10 protein-coding genes are annotated in these 15583 nt (G+C 48.4%); 5 read left to right on the top strand and 5 right to left on the bottom strand.

What is annotated here, in order from left to right; all coding sequences use genetic code 11:
• Window positions 1-112: 112 nt before the first annotated feature.
• Window positions 113-2575: a hypothetical protein gene (locus KW844_RS09445; RefSeq protein ID WP_218376478.1), complete on the top strand. Its 2463-nt coding sequence runs from the start codon at window positions 113-115 to the stop codon at window positions 2573-2575.
• Window positions 2576-2590: 15 nt separating this feature from the next.
• Here KW844_RS09445 and KW844_RS09440 read toward each other — a convergent pair whose 3' ends face one another.
• From KW844_RS09440 to KW844_RS09430, 3 genes are read right to left on the bottom strand one after another with little or no spacing between them, the layout of a single operon-like run.
• Window positions 2591-3286, bottom strand: a complete 696-nt coding sequence (locus tag KW844_RS09440; RefSeq protein WP_218376477.1) for a LytTR family DNA-binding domain-containing protein — start codon at window positions 3284-3286, stop codon at window positions 2591-2593.
• A gap of 1 nt (window position 3287) precedes the next feature.
• On the bottom strand, window positions 3288-4301 hold the full coding sequence (locus KW844_RS09435) for a sensor histidine kinase (RefSeq protein WP_218376476.1): 1014 nt from the start codon (window positions 4299-4301) through the stop codon (window positions 3288-3290).
• Between the two features lie 58 nt (window positions 4302-4359).
• Complete coding sequence (locus KW844_RS09430) at window positions 4360-5304, bottom strand: hypothetical protein (protein ID WP_218376475.1); 945 nt, start codon at window positions 5302-5304, stop codon at window positions 4360-4362.
• A gap of 200 nt (window positions 5305-5504) precedes the next feature.
• On the opposite strand from KW844_RS09430, the gene KW844_RS09425 reads away from it, so the two are divergent.
• Genes KW844_RS09425 through KW844_RS09410 form a run of 4 tightly spaced genes read left to right on the top strand, consistent with a single transcriptional unit; the run spans window position 5505 to window position 12349 of the window.
• On the top strand, window positions 5505-8564 hold the full coding sequence (locus KW844_RS09425; protein WP_218376474.1) for a SusC/RagA family TonB-linked outer membrane protein: 3060 nt from the start codon (window positions 5505-5507) through the stop codon (window positions 8562-8564).
• 12 nt (window positions 8565-8576) lie between these two features.
• Complete coding sequence (locus KW844_RS09420) at window positions 8577-9914, top strand: RagB/SusD family nutrient uptake outer membrane protein (RefSeq protein ID WP_218376473.1); 1338 nt, start codon at window positions 8577-8579, stop codon at window positions 9912-9914.
• Between the two features lie 22 nt (window positions 9915-9936).
• A complete protein-coding gene (locus tag KW844_RS09415; RefSeq protein WP_218376472.1) occupies window positions 9937-11169 on the top strand; it encodes a TlpA disulfide reductase family protein in 1233 nt (410 codons plus the stop codon).
• Between the two features lie 13 nt (window positions 11170-11182).
• Window positions 11183-12349 carry a TlpA disulfide reductase family protein gene (locus KW844_RS09410; RefSeq protein ID WP_218376471.1) on the top strand — a complete coding sequence of 389 codons (1167 nt, stop codon included), beginning with the start codon at window positions 11183-11185 and terminating at the stop codon, window positions 12347-12349.
• A gap of 150 nt (window positions 12350-12499) precedes the next feature.
• On the opposite strand, the gene uxaC is transcribed toward KW844_RS09410, so the two are convergent.
• On the bottom strand, window positions 12500-13906 hold the full coding sequence (gene uxaC, locus KW844_RS09405; protein ID WP_218376470.1) for a glucuronate isomerase: 1407 nt from the start codon (window positions 13904-13906) through the stop codon (window positions 12500-12502).
• A 21-nt stretch (window positions 13907-13927) separates the two neighbouring features.
• Window positions 13928-15583, bottom strand: coding sequence for a UxaA family hydrolase (locus tag KW844_RS09400; protein ID WP_218376469.1), 1656 nt, complete (start codon window positions 15581-15583; stop codon window positions 13928-13930).

The following is a 15583-nucleotide window of genomic DNA, read 5'->3' as shown; positions in this document are numbered from 1 at the left end:
TGCTTCCCGCACCCCAGCAACGGCATGAAAGCCCCTAAACAACAACCATCTCCCCACCACTGCTGTTATAATCAAACCAGATTGTCATTATTCACCAGTTAATATCCTGAGCATGCGTCCATTTATCACAGGGCTGCTGTTACTTTGTTTCCTTTCACGGGCGGCAGCACAAGACATCAGCTGGCCGAAGGAAATCCCTGTCAGTGGCGGAGGTAAGATCACCATCTACCAGCCACAGCCTGAGAACCTGGAGGGCAATAACCTGTTCCTACGCGCAGCCGTATCAATAAGAGAAACCGCTACGTCGGAACCTATTTTTGGCGTGGTATGGGCCGATTGCCTATTGAATACTGATAAAATCAATCGCACTGCTACCCTGGAAACATTGAGTGTAACACGGATAAAAATCCCTGACATCACGGATAACACCCGCCTCATGCAAATTTCAGGGCTACTCGAAAAGGAAGTGCCCAAATGGGACCTGACGATGTCGCTCGATGAGCTGCTGACCTCTATCCGCTCCGAGCAACGCATCCGCGATAATAATATCAGTACAGATCCGCCGGAAGTTATTTACCGCACCAAACCTTCACTGCTGGTGATCATGGACGGAGAGCCACGCCTGCAACCGGATAAGGACCTGAACATGCAGCGGGTGGTGAATACGCCTAACCTGATTGTTCAAAATCCGACAGACAAAAAATATTACCTATATGGTGGTACGTTCTGGTATGCCTCTACCAATGTAAAAAGCGGGTATGTGGTCAATCGCAATCTCCCTGCTCCCATCCGGGCAATTGACGCGGACCTTAAATCAAAAGAGAAAAATGATTCTCTCCCTAAATTTAATAACCCACTGCCACTGGACATTATAGTGCGTACGAGCCCCGCAGAACTGATTCAAACCGACGGAGCAGCCAGCTATAAAAATTTGCAGGGCACCAGCCTGTTGTACGTCGACAATTCCCTGGAAGATATTTTTAAAGACATCAATACCCAGTTGAATTACATCCTGCTGGCCGGCAGGTGGTATGGCTCCGCCTCGCTGCAGGGTCCCTGGAAATATATTCCCAGCGATGAGCTGCCAGCCGATTTCGCAAAAATTCCGGAAGGCTCCGAAAAGGATGGTGTGCTGGCAAACGTGGCTGGCACCTCCGCAGCGGAAGAAGCTATTATAGATGCCGAGATACCACAAACCGCCAAGGTGGACCGCTCCAGCGCACAAACCAACGTCACCTACGATGGTACGCCGCAATTTCAACCCATTGAAGGCACCAACCTGTCGCTGGCAGAAAACAGTAACCTGACTGTGATGCAGTCGGGCAACCGGTTTTATGCGGTGGATAACGGCGTATGGTTTACCAGCAATTCCGCCACGGGCCCCTGGGAACTGAGTACGGACCGTCCTTCCGACGTGGATAGAATTCCCGCTACCAGCGAGGCTTACAACACTAAATATGTATACATCTACGAGGTGACCCCGCAATATATCTACACCGGCTATACGCCGGGCTATCTTAACTGCTTTATTTACGGCCCTACGGTAGTATGGGGTACCGGCTGGCGCTACCGGCCATGGTGGGGCCCTGTATACTATCCACGACCGCTGACCTGGGGATTTGGCGTGAGCTACAACCCCTGGTATGGCTGGAGCCTCGGCTTTGGCTGGACGTTTAATTTCGGCTGGATGAACTTCAGGTATTGGAGTGGCGGCTATTACGGTGGATGGTTTGGTCCGCCCCTGTACCGGCCTCCGTTCAGGCCATGGGGTTATAATGGTGGATATTATGGCCGCCCTCACTGGAGCATCAACCGCCCTAATATCAATTACAACCGCCCTATCAACCAGGGCAGCCGGCCTGTGCGGGCTGGCAATACCTACCCTGGCAGGCCCGGCATCAGTAATAATCTGTACCGGGACCGGGTAAACATCCAAACGGCGGACCGTCCTTCGCGGCTACCTGGCAATAGCGGTCGCCCCAGCAGGGAGCCGGGTTCAACCCTGCCTGGCGGAGGCAATAACCGCGTGCCTGGGGGCACTGTCCCGGGAAATAGTGGTCGGCCATCAAGAGAGCCAGGCAATACCACACCAGGTGGTACCGTACCCGGTAATGCCGGCAGACCTTCGAGGGAGCCAGGAAATACAACGCCAGGTGGTAATACTGGTCGCCCCAGCAGAGATCCGGGGACAGTAACCCCGGGCAGTGACAATAACAGGTTGCCTGGTACTACATCTCCCGGAAATAATACCCGCCCAAGCAGAACACCAGGCACCAACACGCTGCCAGGGAATAATAACCGCATACCTACCCGGCCGGAGGCAAGGCCCAGCAGAGGACAGAACAATATTATGAGTGATGGCGATGGAAATATTTACCGCCGGCAGAACAGCGGCTGGCAGGAAAGGCAGAACAATGGCTGGCGGGCAGCGCCACAGCAACAGCAACAGCAAATGCAGCGTATGCAGATGCAACGCGACAGAGGAGGCATGCGGCAGCAGAACTTTAGTACGCCGCCAAGGCAGGCGCCAAGAGCAGCACCTTCGGGTGGTGGTGGAAGGCCGAGAAGGGGTTAAATTTTGTTTTTTGATTTATTTCAACATGGCAATTGCCTCCATAAACTGCTTAAAATAGGCATCGCCAATAGGCACATGATATTGCTGAATAAAAATGCGTTGCCTTTCGATACTGTCGATTTTATTCAAGGCTACAATGAAAGATTTATGTACCCGCATAAATTCCTTACCCAGCGCATCTTCGAAGCTACGGAGGTTTTGCAGCGTCATAATTTTTTGCGTAGGCGTTTGAATAGCTACGTAGTTACGTAAAGCTTCAATATAAAGGATATCGCTGATATCGAGTCGGATGATGCGTTTGTCAGTACGTACAAACAGGTGCTTCCCCACGTTGGCAGAAGGCTTTTCAGGGATGGCCCTGCGGTTGATGGCGCGCTGGGTGGCTTTTACGAAGCGTTCAAAAGAAACAGGTTTTAATAAATAATCCAGCGCTTCTTTCTCGAAACTTTCCACTGCATAATCGTCGTATGCGGATATGATGATGACGGAGGCATCATTTTGCAGCAGCTGCATAAACTCCATGCCGCTGAGTTCGGGCATCTGGATATCGAGGAATACCAGGTCCACCGGGTTGGTTTTCATGAATGCCAGCGCCTCCAGCGGATTGTTAAAGCTACGCAGCAGTTCCAGCTCCGGCATTTTTTTAATAAAGGCCAGCAGCACCTGGATGGCCAAGGGCTCGTCGTCTACCACAATACATTTTAAAGCCATATTACCAGTATATTTTCAGGTGGCATTGATAATTATTTTCCGTGTCTGTTATTTGCAGGTCGTGCTTTTGCGGATAAATCAGCTGCAGGCGTTTCCGTACATTCTCCAGTCCAATACCACCGGTTTTATCTTTGTTATAAATAGATTTTTTATTACCCACCATAAAACTGAGGGCCTGCTCATCGCCTTCCAGCTTGATGGTGACGGGGTTGGCAGGCTGATTGGTGATACCGTGTTTAAAAGCATTTTCTACGAATGCCACCAATAACATAGGGGCAATTTGTTTATCCGGCAGCGTATCGCCGAAATCCGCCCGGATGCCGTCTTTGATGCCGGTGCGCAATTGCTGGAGGCTAATGAAGTCGCGCAGGTATTGCACTTCATCGTGAATCGGACTCCGGAAGTCAATATCATCTGGCTGATCGAGCATATAACACAGGAGGTGCACCAGGGTGTTATTGGCAGGGACTACTTCAGGGGAGCCTGTGATAGCAAGAGAATAAATGCTGTTCAGACTATTGATCAGGAAATGCGAATTGAGTTGCATTTTCAAAAACCCGGATTCAGCCTTTTGTTGTTGTTGTTGCAGGAGAGCCCTTCTTTTATCTTCCCGGAGCCAGTGCAAAAACAGGTGCAGTGCAAAGGCGGCCGCCAGTAACACAAGACTGGTCCATAAGGTATTGGTGAAATAGGCGCCGAAGGTGGTAAACAGTTCAACGCGGCGCTTATTGATCAGGTCATACCGGTAGCCCTGGTACAACACTATCTTAGGAAATACTTCTGCTGCCAGCAGGTACTTGAAGCTGTTGAATGCGGTAACTACCGGGAATACTCGTAACAGCAGCAGCTGCCAGTTTCGTGAATGCAAAAAAGAAGGAACGATCCAACGGAAAAAAATATAGAACTGAAAGAAGTTTACAAGGCCGAACAGGCCGTCCCGAACAGCCACGGTGGTAAGGCTTTCACGGGAATAGACACTGAGCGTGAACAGGTTCATACCAAGCACTATTGCCATAAATAGCAAGAGTAATAAAAAAAACGTACTGACAGCTTTCTTGTTCAATATCGTGGATTTAAGCAATGGCAGATGGAATACCGGTATTTTTGTGCATCCGCATTACCGGTATATTATTTTCAAAATTTACGGTAAGCAGCAGTTCCTCTTTACATCCTTCCCGCTGTTGCAACAGCTGCTCGGCTGTAAGGAGAAGCTGCATTGGTACCGCTGGTCCTGCGTACTCCTCTCCCCTTACTTCCAGTTCTATGCGCTGTTCCGGATAGAGGCAGGCGCGGAGGGACAGGTATTGCTGCAAATAGTATAATTCCTTTTTGAGAGAAGTGCTGCCTTCTGCCGTTTCTTTATCGTACAGGAGATACCGCAGCAACTCGGAAATCAGCAATATAGCCTGCACCCCTTCTTCACTGCGACGGAATTCATCCGTCAGTAAAGGGGTGAGCGCCTTCAGGTGTTTGAGCAGCAGCTGTGATCCTGCACTTAGGCGGGAAGCATTTGATTCCACCAGTGCCAGCTGGCTTTTGATAGGATCTTCATTTCTGTAGTCCAGAAACAGGCGATATCCAAAAGCCAGGATTACCACGCCCACACTTGTTTTGAAGGCAATTCTAAAATATTCCCAAAACGTAAAAACAGTCGGTGGTATTGGTTTTGCATTTTTTGGGGGGAGAATAGTAACCATTCGCTGGATAATCACATCGGGGCCCCACAGTGTACCTACGGCATATTTCAGGCAGGAAAACACCACTGCTGCCGACAGGGCTATCAGGATGGACCTGACGTAACGGTGTTGCTGTACAGGCTTGTTGATCAGCCAGAACACCAGCAGGTAAAACAGGTTGAAGTTGATGAAACCGTACAGAAAATATCGTATAAACAGCCACCGCGTAGCAAAACTGGTAGCAAAGGCATAAGGTAGCTGGCGGTAAGTATACAGCAGCAGCAGCGCCATGACAATGGCCAGGTGAACGAGGTAGCGGTATGGTTCTTTATTTGATTTCATAAATTACAGACATTGAAATTACATCAATCTGACGGGAGTATGCAGTAAATCAACGTTTCTTTTTTTCGTCCTCATAAAAATCCTGATTGTACTTTTTTTGATTCCATACGTCCTTTTTCCAATAGAACCTGTATTGCTGATAATTACCTTGGTAGCCTATTCCAGCTGGGTATTCATTACAAAAATCAACCAACTATTGTATGAGAAAGCTAATTATTTTATCCCTTTCTATGCTTTTGGGAGGCAGCATGACCGCTGCGGCACAGCAAGTTCTTAAGGGAACTGTAAAAGATTCCCTGACCAAGCAGCCGGTTCCCGGCGCCACCGTAAAAGTAGTAGGCAGTAACAAAGGTGCTACCACCAATGCGGCAGGCGAATTTGAACTAAATGTACCGGCCAATGCACAATTGCAGATTTCCAGTATGGGCTTTGAAAACGTGATCGTTAAGGCGGCACTCATTTCCACCGGTCCTGTGCTGCTGAAGATTCAGGCTTTGGAGCTGAACAGCACCGTGGTAGTAGGTTACGGCACCCAGCAACGCGCCAAGGTGACTAATGCCATCTCTACGGTGGGCAGCAGTTCCCTGACTCCCGAAAAAAATATTGTCAGCGATGCCGCAAAAGCCCTCCAGGGAAGGGTGGCCGGTGTATTTGTAGCCAGCTCCAATGGCAATCCCGGCTCTACACCGAATATACAAATCAGGGGCGCCCAGTCAGTGAATGCTAACGGCGCCAATCCACTTATTGTTATTGATGGGTTGATTGTAGAAGGTAATACAGTAAACATCAACACCATCAACCCGCAGGATATCGAGAGCATGGAAGTCCTCAAAGATGCTGCTTCTGCGGCTATTTATGGTGCCAGGGGAAGTGGTGGTGTAATCATAATCACCACTAAAAAGGGTAAAATCAACAGCAAACCGGCTTTTAGTATAAACGCTTATACCGGCGTCAATAACGTACCTACCTCCCGCAGGATGCTGAACAGCACCGAATATACTTCCGCTTTCATGGATGCACGGAATAACAGGCTGGCAGATATTGATAAACGCCTGAAAGATCCCACTACCCCTGCCGGAGAAATCACACAGTTAAACAATGAAATCAATAACCTGAAATCACAGATAACCGGGCTGAATATGGCCGACAGAAGTATTGACTGGATTGACAGGATCAAGAATAAAAATGCGCCTATTAATAATATACAGGCCAGCATGAGCGGCGGCAACGAAAAAAGCAGCTACTATATGTCGCTCGGGCGCTATGCGGAAGAGATGGTATGGGGTTCCGGCAACTTTGAACGCTATACTGCCAGGTTAGACCTTACCCAAACTGTTAATAACTGGCTGAAGGTCAACGGGGGTTTATCTATCAACCAGAGCGTTACAAAAAATGTATCCAATCCGATTGCCTATGCTTTCCAGGCCAGGCCGGATACTCCGGAAGAACCGGTTCGCAATGCCGACGGCTCCCTGGGTTATTATGTAGGAATGCAACAGCATCCCCTGGGTGTGATGGAAAACAACCAGAACAAAAACAAGGTACTTAGTTACATTGGCCGCCTGACAGCAGATATCAGCTTCACCAAGGATCTGCAATTCCGCTCTTCCTTTAATGCCAGCAAATACAATTCACTCAACAGGGATTTTTATTCTCCGCTCACTTATCTGGGCAACTCTACGAAAGGTAGTACCAAAACTTCCGGGCAGGATAACTTCAATTATACGTTCGATAACTATTTCACATATAACAAAAGGGTTAACAAGCTGGGCATCAATGCAGTGGCGGGTTACACCTTTTACAGCACAGAACTTACCTCCCTCGGATATGACCTCAACGGTTATCCGGTCGTAGATGGTATCACTGGTGCAGGCGCAGGTTCTGCTTATGGCAGCGTTGGTACTATATCCAACTACAATATCAATAATAAGGAGCTCTCCGATGCATTCTTTGCCCGTACCGGGTTTGACTGGGAAGGTAAATATCTCCTTAATGCCTCCCTAAGAAGAGATGGTTCTTCCAAATTACTTTCTATCAACAGATATAGCTGGTTTCCTTCCATTTCTGGTGGTTGGGATGTCGCTAAAGAAAATTTCCTCCATGGCAATAAGCTGATCAGTCAACTGAAACTCCGTTCCAGCTATGGTATGAGTGGAAACATCCGTCCGTTGAATTACTGGGATGCACAAAATCTGCTGCTGGCAACGTCTTACAATGGTCTGTCGGCATTACAGATTAACAGCGTTATCGGAAACCCAAACATCAGATGGGAACGCACCAGGCAGGTAGACGCAGGTATTGATGCAACCATGTTCAGCAACCGATTGACGCTGGCATTCGATTATTACAACAAAACCACCGATGGACTGATGAGCTCCAACCAGGTATCATGGGTATATGGTGCTGCCTCTACCCCGGATAACATCGGGAATATCCGCAACAAGGGAGTAGATCTGGAGATGGCTTACAGTAGTAAGGCAGGTAAAAAGTTCAGCTGGAAAGTATCCACCAACATGAACATTAACAAGAATGAAATCATCAGCCTGAAAGACTCCCTTACCAACTATGGCACCTTTGTATTCGGAGGCCCGCAATCTAAAGCTAAAGTTGGCCAGTCCGTAGGCTCTGTACAGGTGTACGAATCCCAGGGAGTGGACCCGCAAACAGGTGACATCATTTACACCGACCGCAACAAGGATGGTTTGTGGAATACCAATGATATGGTTACAATTCCTATTGCTATACCGAAGTTTACCGGAGGTACCACCCTTACTTTTGGCTATAAAGGTTTTACACTCGATGCCTTAATAACTTATGTGGTAGGCAACAAGGTGTATGATTACTATGAGCAAACCCTAAGAAGCTATGACCGTGACTTCTATGGTGCCATGCCAAATATGTTTGACGTGGTTACAAAACGCTGGAGAAAACCAGGAGATATCACGGATGTACCACGTGCCATTACCGGTAAACATGGTGCAGGCCAAACGGCAGACTGGAACTATCGCCCTTCCACCCAGTTCATCTACAACGCTTCGTATGTTCGTTTGCGTAATATTAACCTGAGCTATGCCGTACCTGCCGCTTTAATCAGTAAAGCAAAAATCAACAGTGCAAGAGTATACATCGCAGCGCAGAACCTGGTGACCATCACCAAATACATCGGCTTTGATCCGGAAGCGGCGGCCAACTCTGGTGTGGTTAGCACCAACGTACCTAATCCCCAGTCTGCTGTTATTGGTATTGATGTTTCATTCTAAAAAACTCATTTCATGAAATTTCTTACATATCCACTTATACTTTCTTCACTGTTACTGACCGCATCCTGTAGTAAGGAGCTGGATAAACTGGTACCGGATACCAGGATCAGCTTCGACAATTTAAGCAGCAGTAACCTGCCTTTGGTCATCAACGGAGCGAAGCTATCGCTGATGAATAATAATTCCATGTATCTTTTTTACTCCTACCAGGATGTGATGTCTGATGATATTACTTCGCTCACCTTTCCTACCTGGGATGGAAACAATGTATCACCCTTGGAGAACGGCCTCACCTATATTTTCAAGCAACCGTATGCTACGATTGCTACGGTGAATATGGTAATCCGTTATGAGCAGGAGCATGCCGGGGACACCACTATCCGCGGTGCTGCCGGAGAGGCTTATTTGCTGCGGGCCTTTTCCTATAACTGGCTGACGGATCATTTTGGTGGTGTACCGCTGGTGTATGGCAATGAAGATCCACGGCAGCGTGCTACCCGCAACACACTCGCCGAGGTACAACAGCAGATGGAAAAAGACTACCAGAAGGCGATTAGCCTGTTACCTGATTACACCAATGCTACCTTGGGCTCCAAACAGGCCGCACAGCTGCTGCTGGCAAGGTTGTACTTAAACACCGGCAGAAATGAAGAAGCACTAACACTGGCCAATACGGTGATTAGTTCAGGAAAGTTGTCACTGACGTCCAACTTCGGTGACATCTTCAAATCCGGGGTTAACAGCAGTGAAGCCCTCTACAAATTAAACGAAACCCCCACTCCTGCCACTGACAGATATGGATTGCCCAACTGGCTGGGCCCTGGTACTGCAGCAGGAGCCAACATTGCAGGCAACGGGAATAACTGGGTAGATTCGGCCATCGTAAAGTCCTATGAGGCAACAGATATCCGCCTGCCGTTCTTCACCCGAGTTAAAGGCGCCGGCATCACCGAACAGGTATATTTCATTACCAAGTTCCCACAGGAATCTGTAAACTCTTACCCTGTTTGCAGATATAGTGAAGCATTTCTGATTGCAGCGGAAGCTGCTGCACGGAAAGGTACAGTAGATGTAACTGCGTATAACCAGCTCCGTAGTGCACGTAAAGCCAGTATAAAAAATAACAGCGACTATGCCAATGCCGCAGCTTTCCTGGTAGATATAGAAGCAGAGCGCAGAAGAGAGTTTGTAGGCGAACATCAACGCTGGCAGGACATGGAGCGCTTTGGCAAAAGAGCTGCTTGGGTAACCTCCTATGGTGTACCAGCCACACATGCCTTATTACCACTTCCTTCCAGGGAGTTTACCATCAACCCATATCTGGAACAAAATCCGGACTACAGTAAGTAACTATTAAAACAACATACCACCAATGAAAAAAGTAGTATTAAACATGTGGATGCCACTGGCGCTGATCGCCTTACCATCAGCCTTGCTGGCACAGCAGGTAAAAGTGGTGAAATCCATAACCGTAAAGGGAACCGTAGAATTTACTGACCCAAAACAGAACGAGAATAAGGTATTTCTATTGAAAGAGTCTCTCTTCGGTAAAGGCGAGGTAGTCGACTCTGCTATAGTGGGGGCTGATAAGAGTTTCAAATTCCAGTTGAAACAGGACCACCAGGGCGCATACACCATTGATGCCATGCATTGGGATCGTGCCAGCTTCTGGAGCGATGGGGATGTGAATGTGGCCATGCGTGGTTATGATACTGCCAGGTACAAGGTAAAAGTACCACACTACAACTTCGTGGAAGGATCTTCTGACAACAACTTCATCAATCAGTATATCCTCAACAATGAAAACAATTACCGCAGGGGCATTGATGACTACAACATGGAATATTATGCCAAAAAGTCCACTGATACGAACTTTATATCTTACCTGAATAACAGAAAAGTATACAGTCCGATTGGTGAAGATTATGAGCAGCGCCAGGCGCTGTTGATGCGCATATACAAAGGCCGTCCGGTTACGATTTACGCCATCCGGGGCATGGCTGGTACACAGGCAGGCGAAAAGTATGATAAAGCGATGAAACTGCTGGATGAACTGGTCGTAAAATATCCATGGCTGACAGAAGCGAAAGCGCTGAAAGAAAATATCATCTACAACATGAACCAGGCTAAAAAGCTGAAGAATGGTCAGCCTATGCCTTCCATTAATTACCCGATGCCGGATGGCAAACTGGCCACCCTGGATCAGTACAAGGGCAAATACCTGCTGGTAGATTTCTGGGCCAGCTGGTGTGGTCCTTGCCGTCAGGCCATTCCGAAAGTGAAAGAGCTCTACACTTCCTACAAGGATCGTGGTTTTGAGGTCGCCAGCATCTCCATAGATACAAATGATAAAGCATGGCGCAAGGCAATGGAAGAAGAAAACATGCCATGGCTGCAGCTCCTGAGCGACGATAAAGATACCACCATGAAAGTATTCCAGTTTTCCGGCATCCCAACCATGTACCTGGTGGACCCGAATGGCAACATCGTAGAACGCTTTACCGGCTTTACAGATGAAGCACAAACGATGGTGAAAAACATCCTGGAAAAAGGCGCTAAAGCAGCACCTAAAAAAGCCATGAGTATGCCAATGACAAGCTTTTAATCATACACCAACCATGAAAAAAACAACCTTAACCCTGGCCAGCAGTTTACTGCTGGCCACTGTTGCCAACGCGCAACAACAATACAGCATCAAGGCCGACATCCAGGGGATTGAAGGCTACAAGCTGCGTACCAACCTGGTAATCGGCATGAAAAAATCCAGTGATACACCTGTAGTAGTACATGGACAACACATGGAATTTAGAGGGAATTATCAGGGAGAAACACTGGTCATGATGAGCAGTACTCATCCTTCCTCAAAATTTGAAGTGGTGAAAGGCGGCATGTTTATGCCCGGACCTGCGCTGGAATTCTTTATTTCCGACAAACCAATTACGATTACTGGTAGTGCTGAGGAGCTTTACAAGTCGAAAGTAACAGGCGGCAAACTCAACGAAGAGTTTAATAAATACAAGGAAAAAGCACAGCCACTGATAGAAAAGAACTGGGAAATCAGAAAGACTTCCATGCGACTGAAGTGGAAAACTGACAGCGTACAGATGAAGGCCTACACAGCGGAAATAAACGAAAACACCAAGGTTATGGAGGGGTATCAGCGTGATTTCATCGCGAAGCACCCTAAATCTTATGTGAGCGTGGTATTATTATTCCGTTTGTTTGAGAGCATGCCGTTGAAAGAATATGAGCAGGCATATAACACACTGGCACCTGCGTTGAAATCTTCAGAAATGGGCCAGAACATAGCTGCCAAAATCAACGGTGTTAAAACTACCGCAGTGGGTTCCATGGCACCTGCTTTCGCTAAACCTGATTTAAACGGAAACCTGCTTTCACTCAATTCCTTGCAGGGTAAATATGTATTGGTAGATTTCTGGGGTAGCTGGTGTGGCCCTTGCAGGGCCGGCAACCCTCACCTGAAGGAGTTATATGCCAAATATAAATCAAAAGGATTTGAAATTCTGGGTATAGCCAATGAAAAGTCAGAGGAGATTGCCGATTCAGAAACAGCCTGGAAAAAGGCCGTGAAAGACGACAACCTGCCATGGTTACATGTGCTCAACAACTACGACAAAGCAAAAGCTGACATCGTGGCTTCCTATGCTGTAACAGGTTTCCCTACTAAATTGCTGCTGGATAAAACCGGAAGAATTATTTATAAAGAAGTAGGTACCGGCGGTGATGGACTGGATCAGGAACTGAAAAAAATATTCGGAGAATAAGCATCCGCCGTGCTGATTTCTGATGTTGGTTTTTTATTTAGTAAAAAGGTCCTCTGCAAATCTCAGAGGACCTTTTTTTTGCTTTTGAATGAAAGCCTTCGGCCGTCATTCAAAAGCATTACCAGGGCAGGCACCCTGGTAACGCTTTAACTATTTCCATCCAAAGTAGTTACTGGCATTATTATAACAAATATCCTTCACCATATTCCCTACCAGCTCCATATCATCGGGAATCTCCCCTTTTTCCATTTCTTCCCCAAGCATATCACAGATCAGCCTGCGGAAGTACTCATGACGAGGGTAAGAGAGGAAGCTCCGGGAATCCGTAAGCATGCCCACAAAGCGGGATAACAGCCCCATATTCGACAGCGCATTCATCTGGCGGGCCATTCCCTCCTTTTGATCCAGGAACCACCAGGCAGCCCCAAACTGCACTTTGCCGGCAATGCTGCCATCGTTGAAGTTGCCGGTCATGGTAGCCATCAATTCATTATCTGCCGGATTAAGGTTGTAAATAATGGTTTTGGTGAGCTGATCGTTACTATCCAGGCGGTCCAGGAACCTAGCCAAAGCACGTGCCTGGGAGAAATCGCCGATGGAATCCCATCCGGTATCAGGGCCCAGCTGGCGCATCATGCGGGAGTTATTATTACGCAAGGCACCCAGGTGATACTGCTGTACCCATCCTTTCTTCCAGTCCATTACTGCCAGTTCAAACAACAAGGCCGATTTAATTTTACGTATATCCGTGTTCGTTAACTGCTTCCCTGCTCTCACATCACTGAAAATGCTGCGGATTTCTGCCTCCGTATAGGCGTCGGCGTAAATCTCTTCGATACCATGGTCGGAAACGGTACAGCCATTGGCTGCAAAGAAGTCGTGACGCTGCTGCAATACCTGCAACAGGTCATCATAGGTACGGATGGTAGCGTTGGCAGCCTGTTCCAGCTTTTGCAGGTAGGCGTTGTATACGAGTGGATTATCCACGTTCATGGCGGCATCCGGGCGGAAAGCAGGGAAAATGCTGATACCGAAGTTTTCCGCTTTCATCTGCTGGTGATAACGCAGGTCATCCGCAGGGTCATCGGTGGTACATACGACCTTCACATTGCGACTGCGGAGGAGCCCACGCACGCTGTATTCCGGCTGCTGCAGCAGGCTGCTGCAATGGTCAAATACCTGGCGGGCCGTCTGGCAGTTGAGAATTTCATTTACCCCGAAATAGCGCTGGAGCTCCAGGTGTGTCCAGTGGTAGAGCGGGTTACGTAAGGTTTTAGGAACGGTAGACGCCCATTTTTCGAATTTTTCGTAGTCGGACCTATCCCCGGTACAATAACTTTCATGTACACCGTTGATGCGCATGGCGCGCCATTTATAGTGATCGCCGTACAGCCACGCCTGGGTGATGTTCTCAAACCGGGTATCGGCTGCAATCTGTGCGGGTGGCAGGTGGCAATGGTAATCAATAATAGGCATCTCCTTCGCGTAATCATGGTACAAACGCTCGGCAGTACCTGTGTTAAGCAGGAAATTCTCGTCCAGAAACTTCTTTCTCATCTGATTGTGGAATTTGAAAAATTACAATGAAACACCCCGCTTCCAGGGGATAAAGTCGTCCTGACCATTTACTACAGATTTCGCTGGAATGTTTCCGCTGGCTACTTCTATAACGTAGTCGAGTATACGTTGACCTGCTTCTTCAATGGTTTCTTCACCGTCGATGATCGTACCGGTGTTGATGTCAATGATTTCAGGCATATGCTGGAATAGTTTGGTACTGCTGCTTAGTTTAAGTACCGGTGCAATGGGGTTACCTGTTGGGGTACCCAGTCCGGTGGTAAAGAGAACGATGTTGGCGCCACTGCCTACTTCGGCGGTGGTGGACTCCACATCATTGCCTGGGGTGCACAGGAGGTTCAGTCCCGGGCGCTGTACTTTCTCCGGATAATCCAGCACTGCTGCTACCGGCGAGGAGCCAGCCTTTTTGGCGGCGCCGGCTGATTTGATAGCATCGGTGATCAGACCATCTTTGATGTTACCGGGAGAAGGATTCATATCAAATCCGGAGCCGGCTTCTTCTGCGCGCAGTGCGTAGGTGCGCATCAGGTCAATGAACCTGTTGGCATCTTCGGCACTGTTGCAACGGTCGCTCATTTCCTGCTCCACCCCGCAGAGTTCCGGGAATTCGGCCAGGATCACTGATCCGCCCAGGGCCACGAGCAGGTCGCTCGTATACCCGATGGCCGGGTTGGCAGAGATGCCGGAGAACCCATCAGAACCGCCGCATTCCAGTCCTATGGTCAGCTTGCTGAGTGGGGCCGGTTGGCGTGATACCTTATTGGCCTGCATCAGGCCAGCGAAGGTTTGCTTAATTGCGTTGGTGATGAGCAGTGGCTCAGAGCCTGTTTGTTGCTGATCGAGTATATACAGCGGCTTAGCGAAATGCGGATCTCTCTTATTGATTTCATCCTGCAGCATGCTGATCTGGGCGTTCTGGCATCCCAGGCTCAGCACAGTAGCACCTGCTACGTTGGAGTGGGTAATGTAACCCGCCAGCAGTCCGCACAGTGTTTGCGCATCCTGGCGTATACCGCCACAGCCACCCTCATGCGTGAGGAATTTGATGCCATCCACATTCGGGAAAATACGTTTACCGGTAGTGGTGTCTTCTTCGGCTGTCCAGCTGGTTTCAGTAATCTGTTGGATATCTCCGCCTTCCTGCTGCACTTTGATCAGCTGCTGCATGAAGGAGGCATACTTATCCGGTTTGGCGTAGCCCAGTTCTTTGAGCATAGCATTTTTCAGCACTTCCACGTTCCTGTTTTCACAGAACACGAGTGGAATCACGAGCCAGTAGTTACCGGTGCCTACGCTGCCGTCTGCACGTGGATAGCCCATGAAGGTGCGTTCTTTCCACTTGTTGATATCCGGAATATGCCAGCCGGTGCGTCTTTCAGGGGAAAGCGCATAGCCATTTGCCGCATGCTTCACATTTTCAGTGGAGATGCGCACACCTGTTTCCAGGTCCGATTGGGCTTTACCTACCAGCACGCCGTACATGGTAATTTTATCACCTTTCTGCAATGGTGTGGTAGTGAATTTATGCTTTGCCGGAATTTTTTCTTTGAGCGTGTAGTCGGTACCGTTATAGCTAACTACGCTGCCAGCCTCGAGGTCTTGCAATGCCACCAGCACATTATCTGCCGGGTTTACTTTTAATACTTTCTGCTTCAT

The sequence above is a fragment of the Chitinophaga sp. sic0106 genome, from assembly GCF_019219075.1.
Lineage (GTDB): Bacteria > Bacteroidota > Bacteroidia > Chitinophagales > Chitinophagaceae > Chitinophaga.
This window is presented reverse-complemented; position numbering and strand designations above follow the sequence as displayed.

What these genes read in the sequence shown, in the direction of transcription:
- KW844_RS09400 (WP_218376469.1), bottom strand. Translation starts at nt 15,583, where the DNA reads ATGAAGCAGAAAGTATTAAAAGTAAACCCGGCAGATAATGTGCTGGTG.
- KW844_RS09445 (WP_218376478.1), top strand. Translation starts at nt 113, where the DNA reads ATGCGTCCATTTATCACAGGGCTGCTGTTACTTTGTTTCCTTTCACGG.
- KW844_RS09425 (WP_218376474.1), top strand. Translation starts at nt 5,505, where the DNA reads ATGAGAAAGCTAATTATTTTATCCCTTTCTATGCTTTTGGGAGGCAGC.
- KW844_RS09430 (WP_218376475.1), bottom strand. Translation starts at nt 5,304, where the DNA reads ATGAAATCAAATAAAGAACCATACCGCTACCTCGTTCACCTGGCCATT.
- KW844_RS09440 (WP_218376477.1), bottom strand. Translation starts at nt 3,286, where the DNA reads ATGGCTTTAAAATGTATTGTGGTAGACGACGAGCCCTTGGCCATCCAG.
- KW844_RS09435 (WP_218376476.1), bottom strand. Translation starts at nt 4,301, where the DNA reads ATGGCAATAGTGCTTGGTATGAACCTGTTCACGCTCAGTGTCTATTCC.
- uxaC (WP_218376470.1), bottom strand. Translation starts at nt 13,906, where the DNA reads ATGAGAAAGAAGTTTCTGGACGAGAATTTCCTGCTTAACACAGGTACT.
- KW844_RS09410 (WP_218376471.1), top strand. Translation starts at nt 11,183, where the DNA reads ATGAAAAAAACAACCTTAACCCTGGCCAGCAGTTTACTGCTGGCCACT.
- KW844_RS09415 (WP_218376472.1), top strand. Translation starts at nt 9,937, where the DNA reads ATGAAAAAAGTAGTATTAAACATGTGGATGCCACTGGCGCTGATCGCC.
- KW844_RS09420 (WP_218376473.1), top strand. Translation starts at nt 8,577, where the DNA reads ATGAAATTTCTTACATATCCACTTATACTTTCTTCACTGTTACTGACC.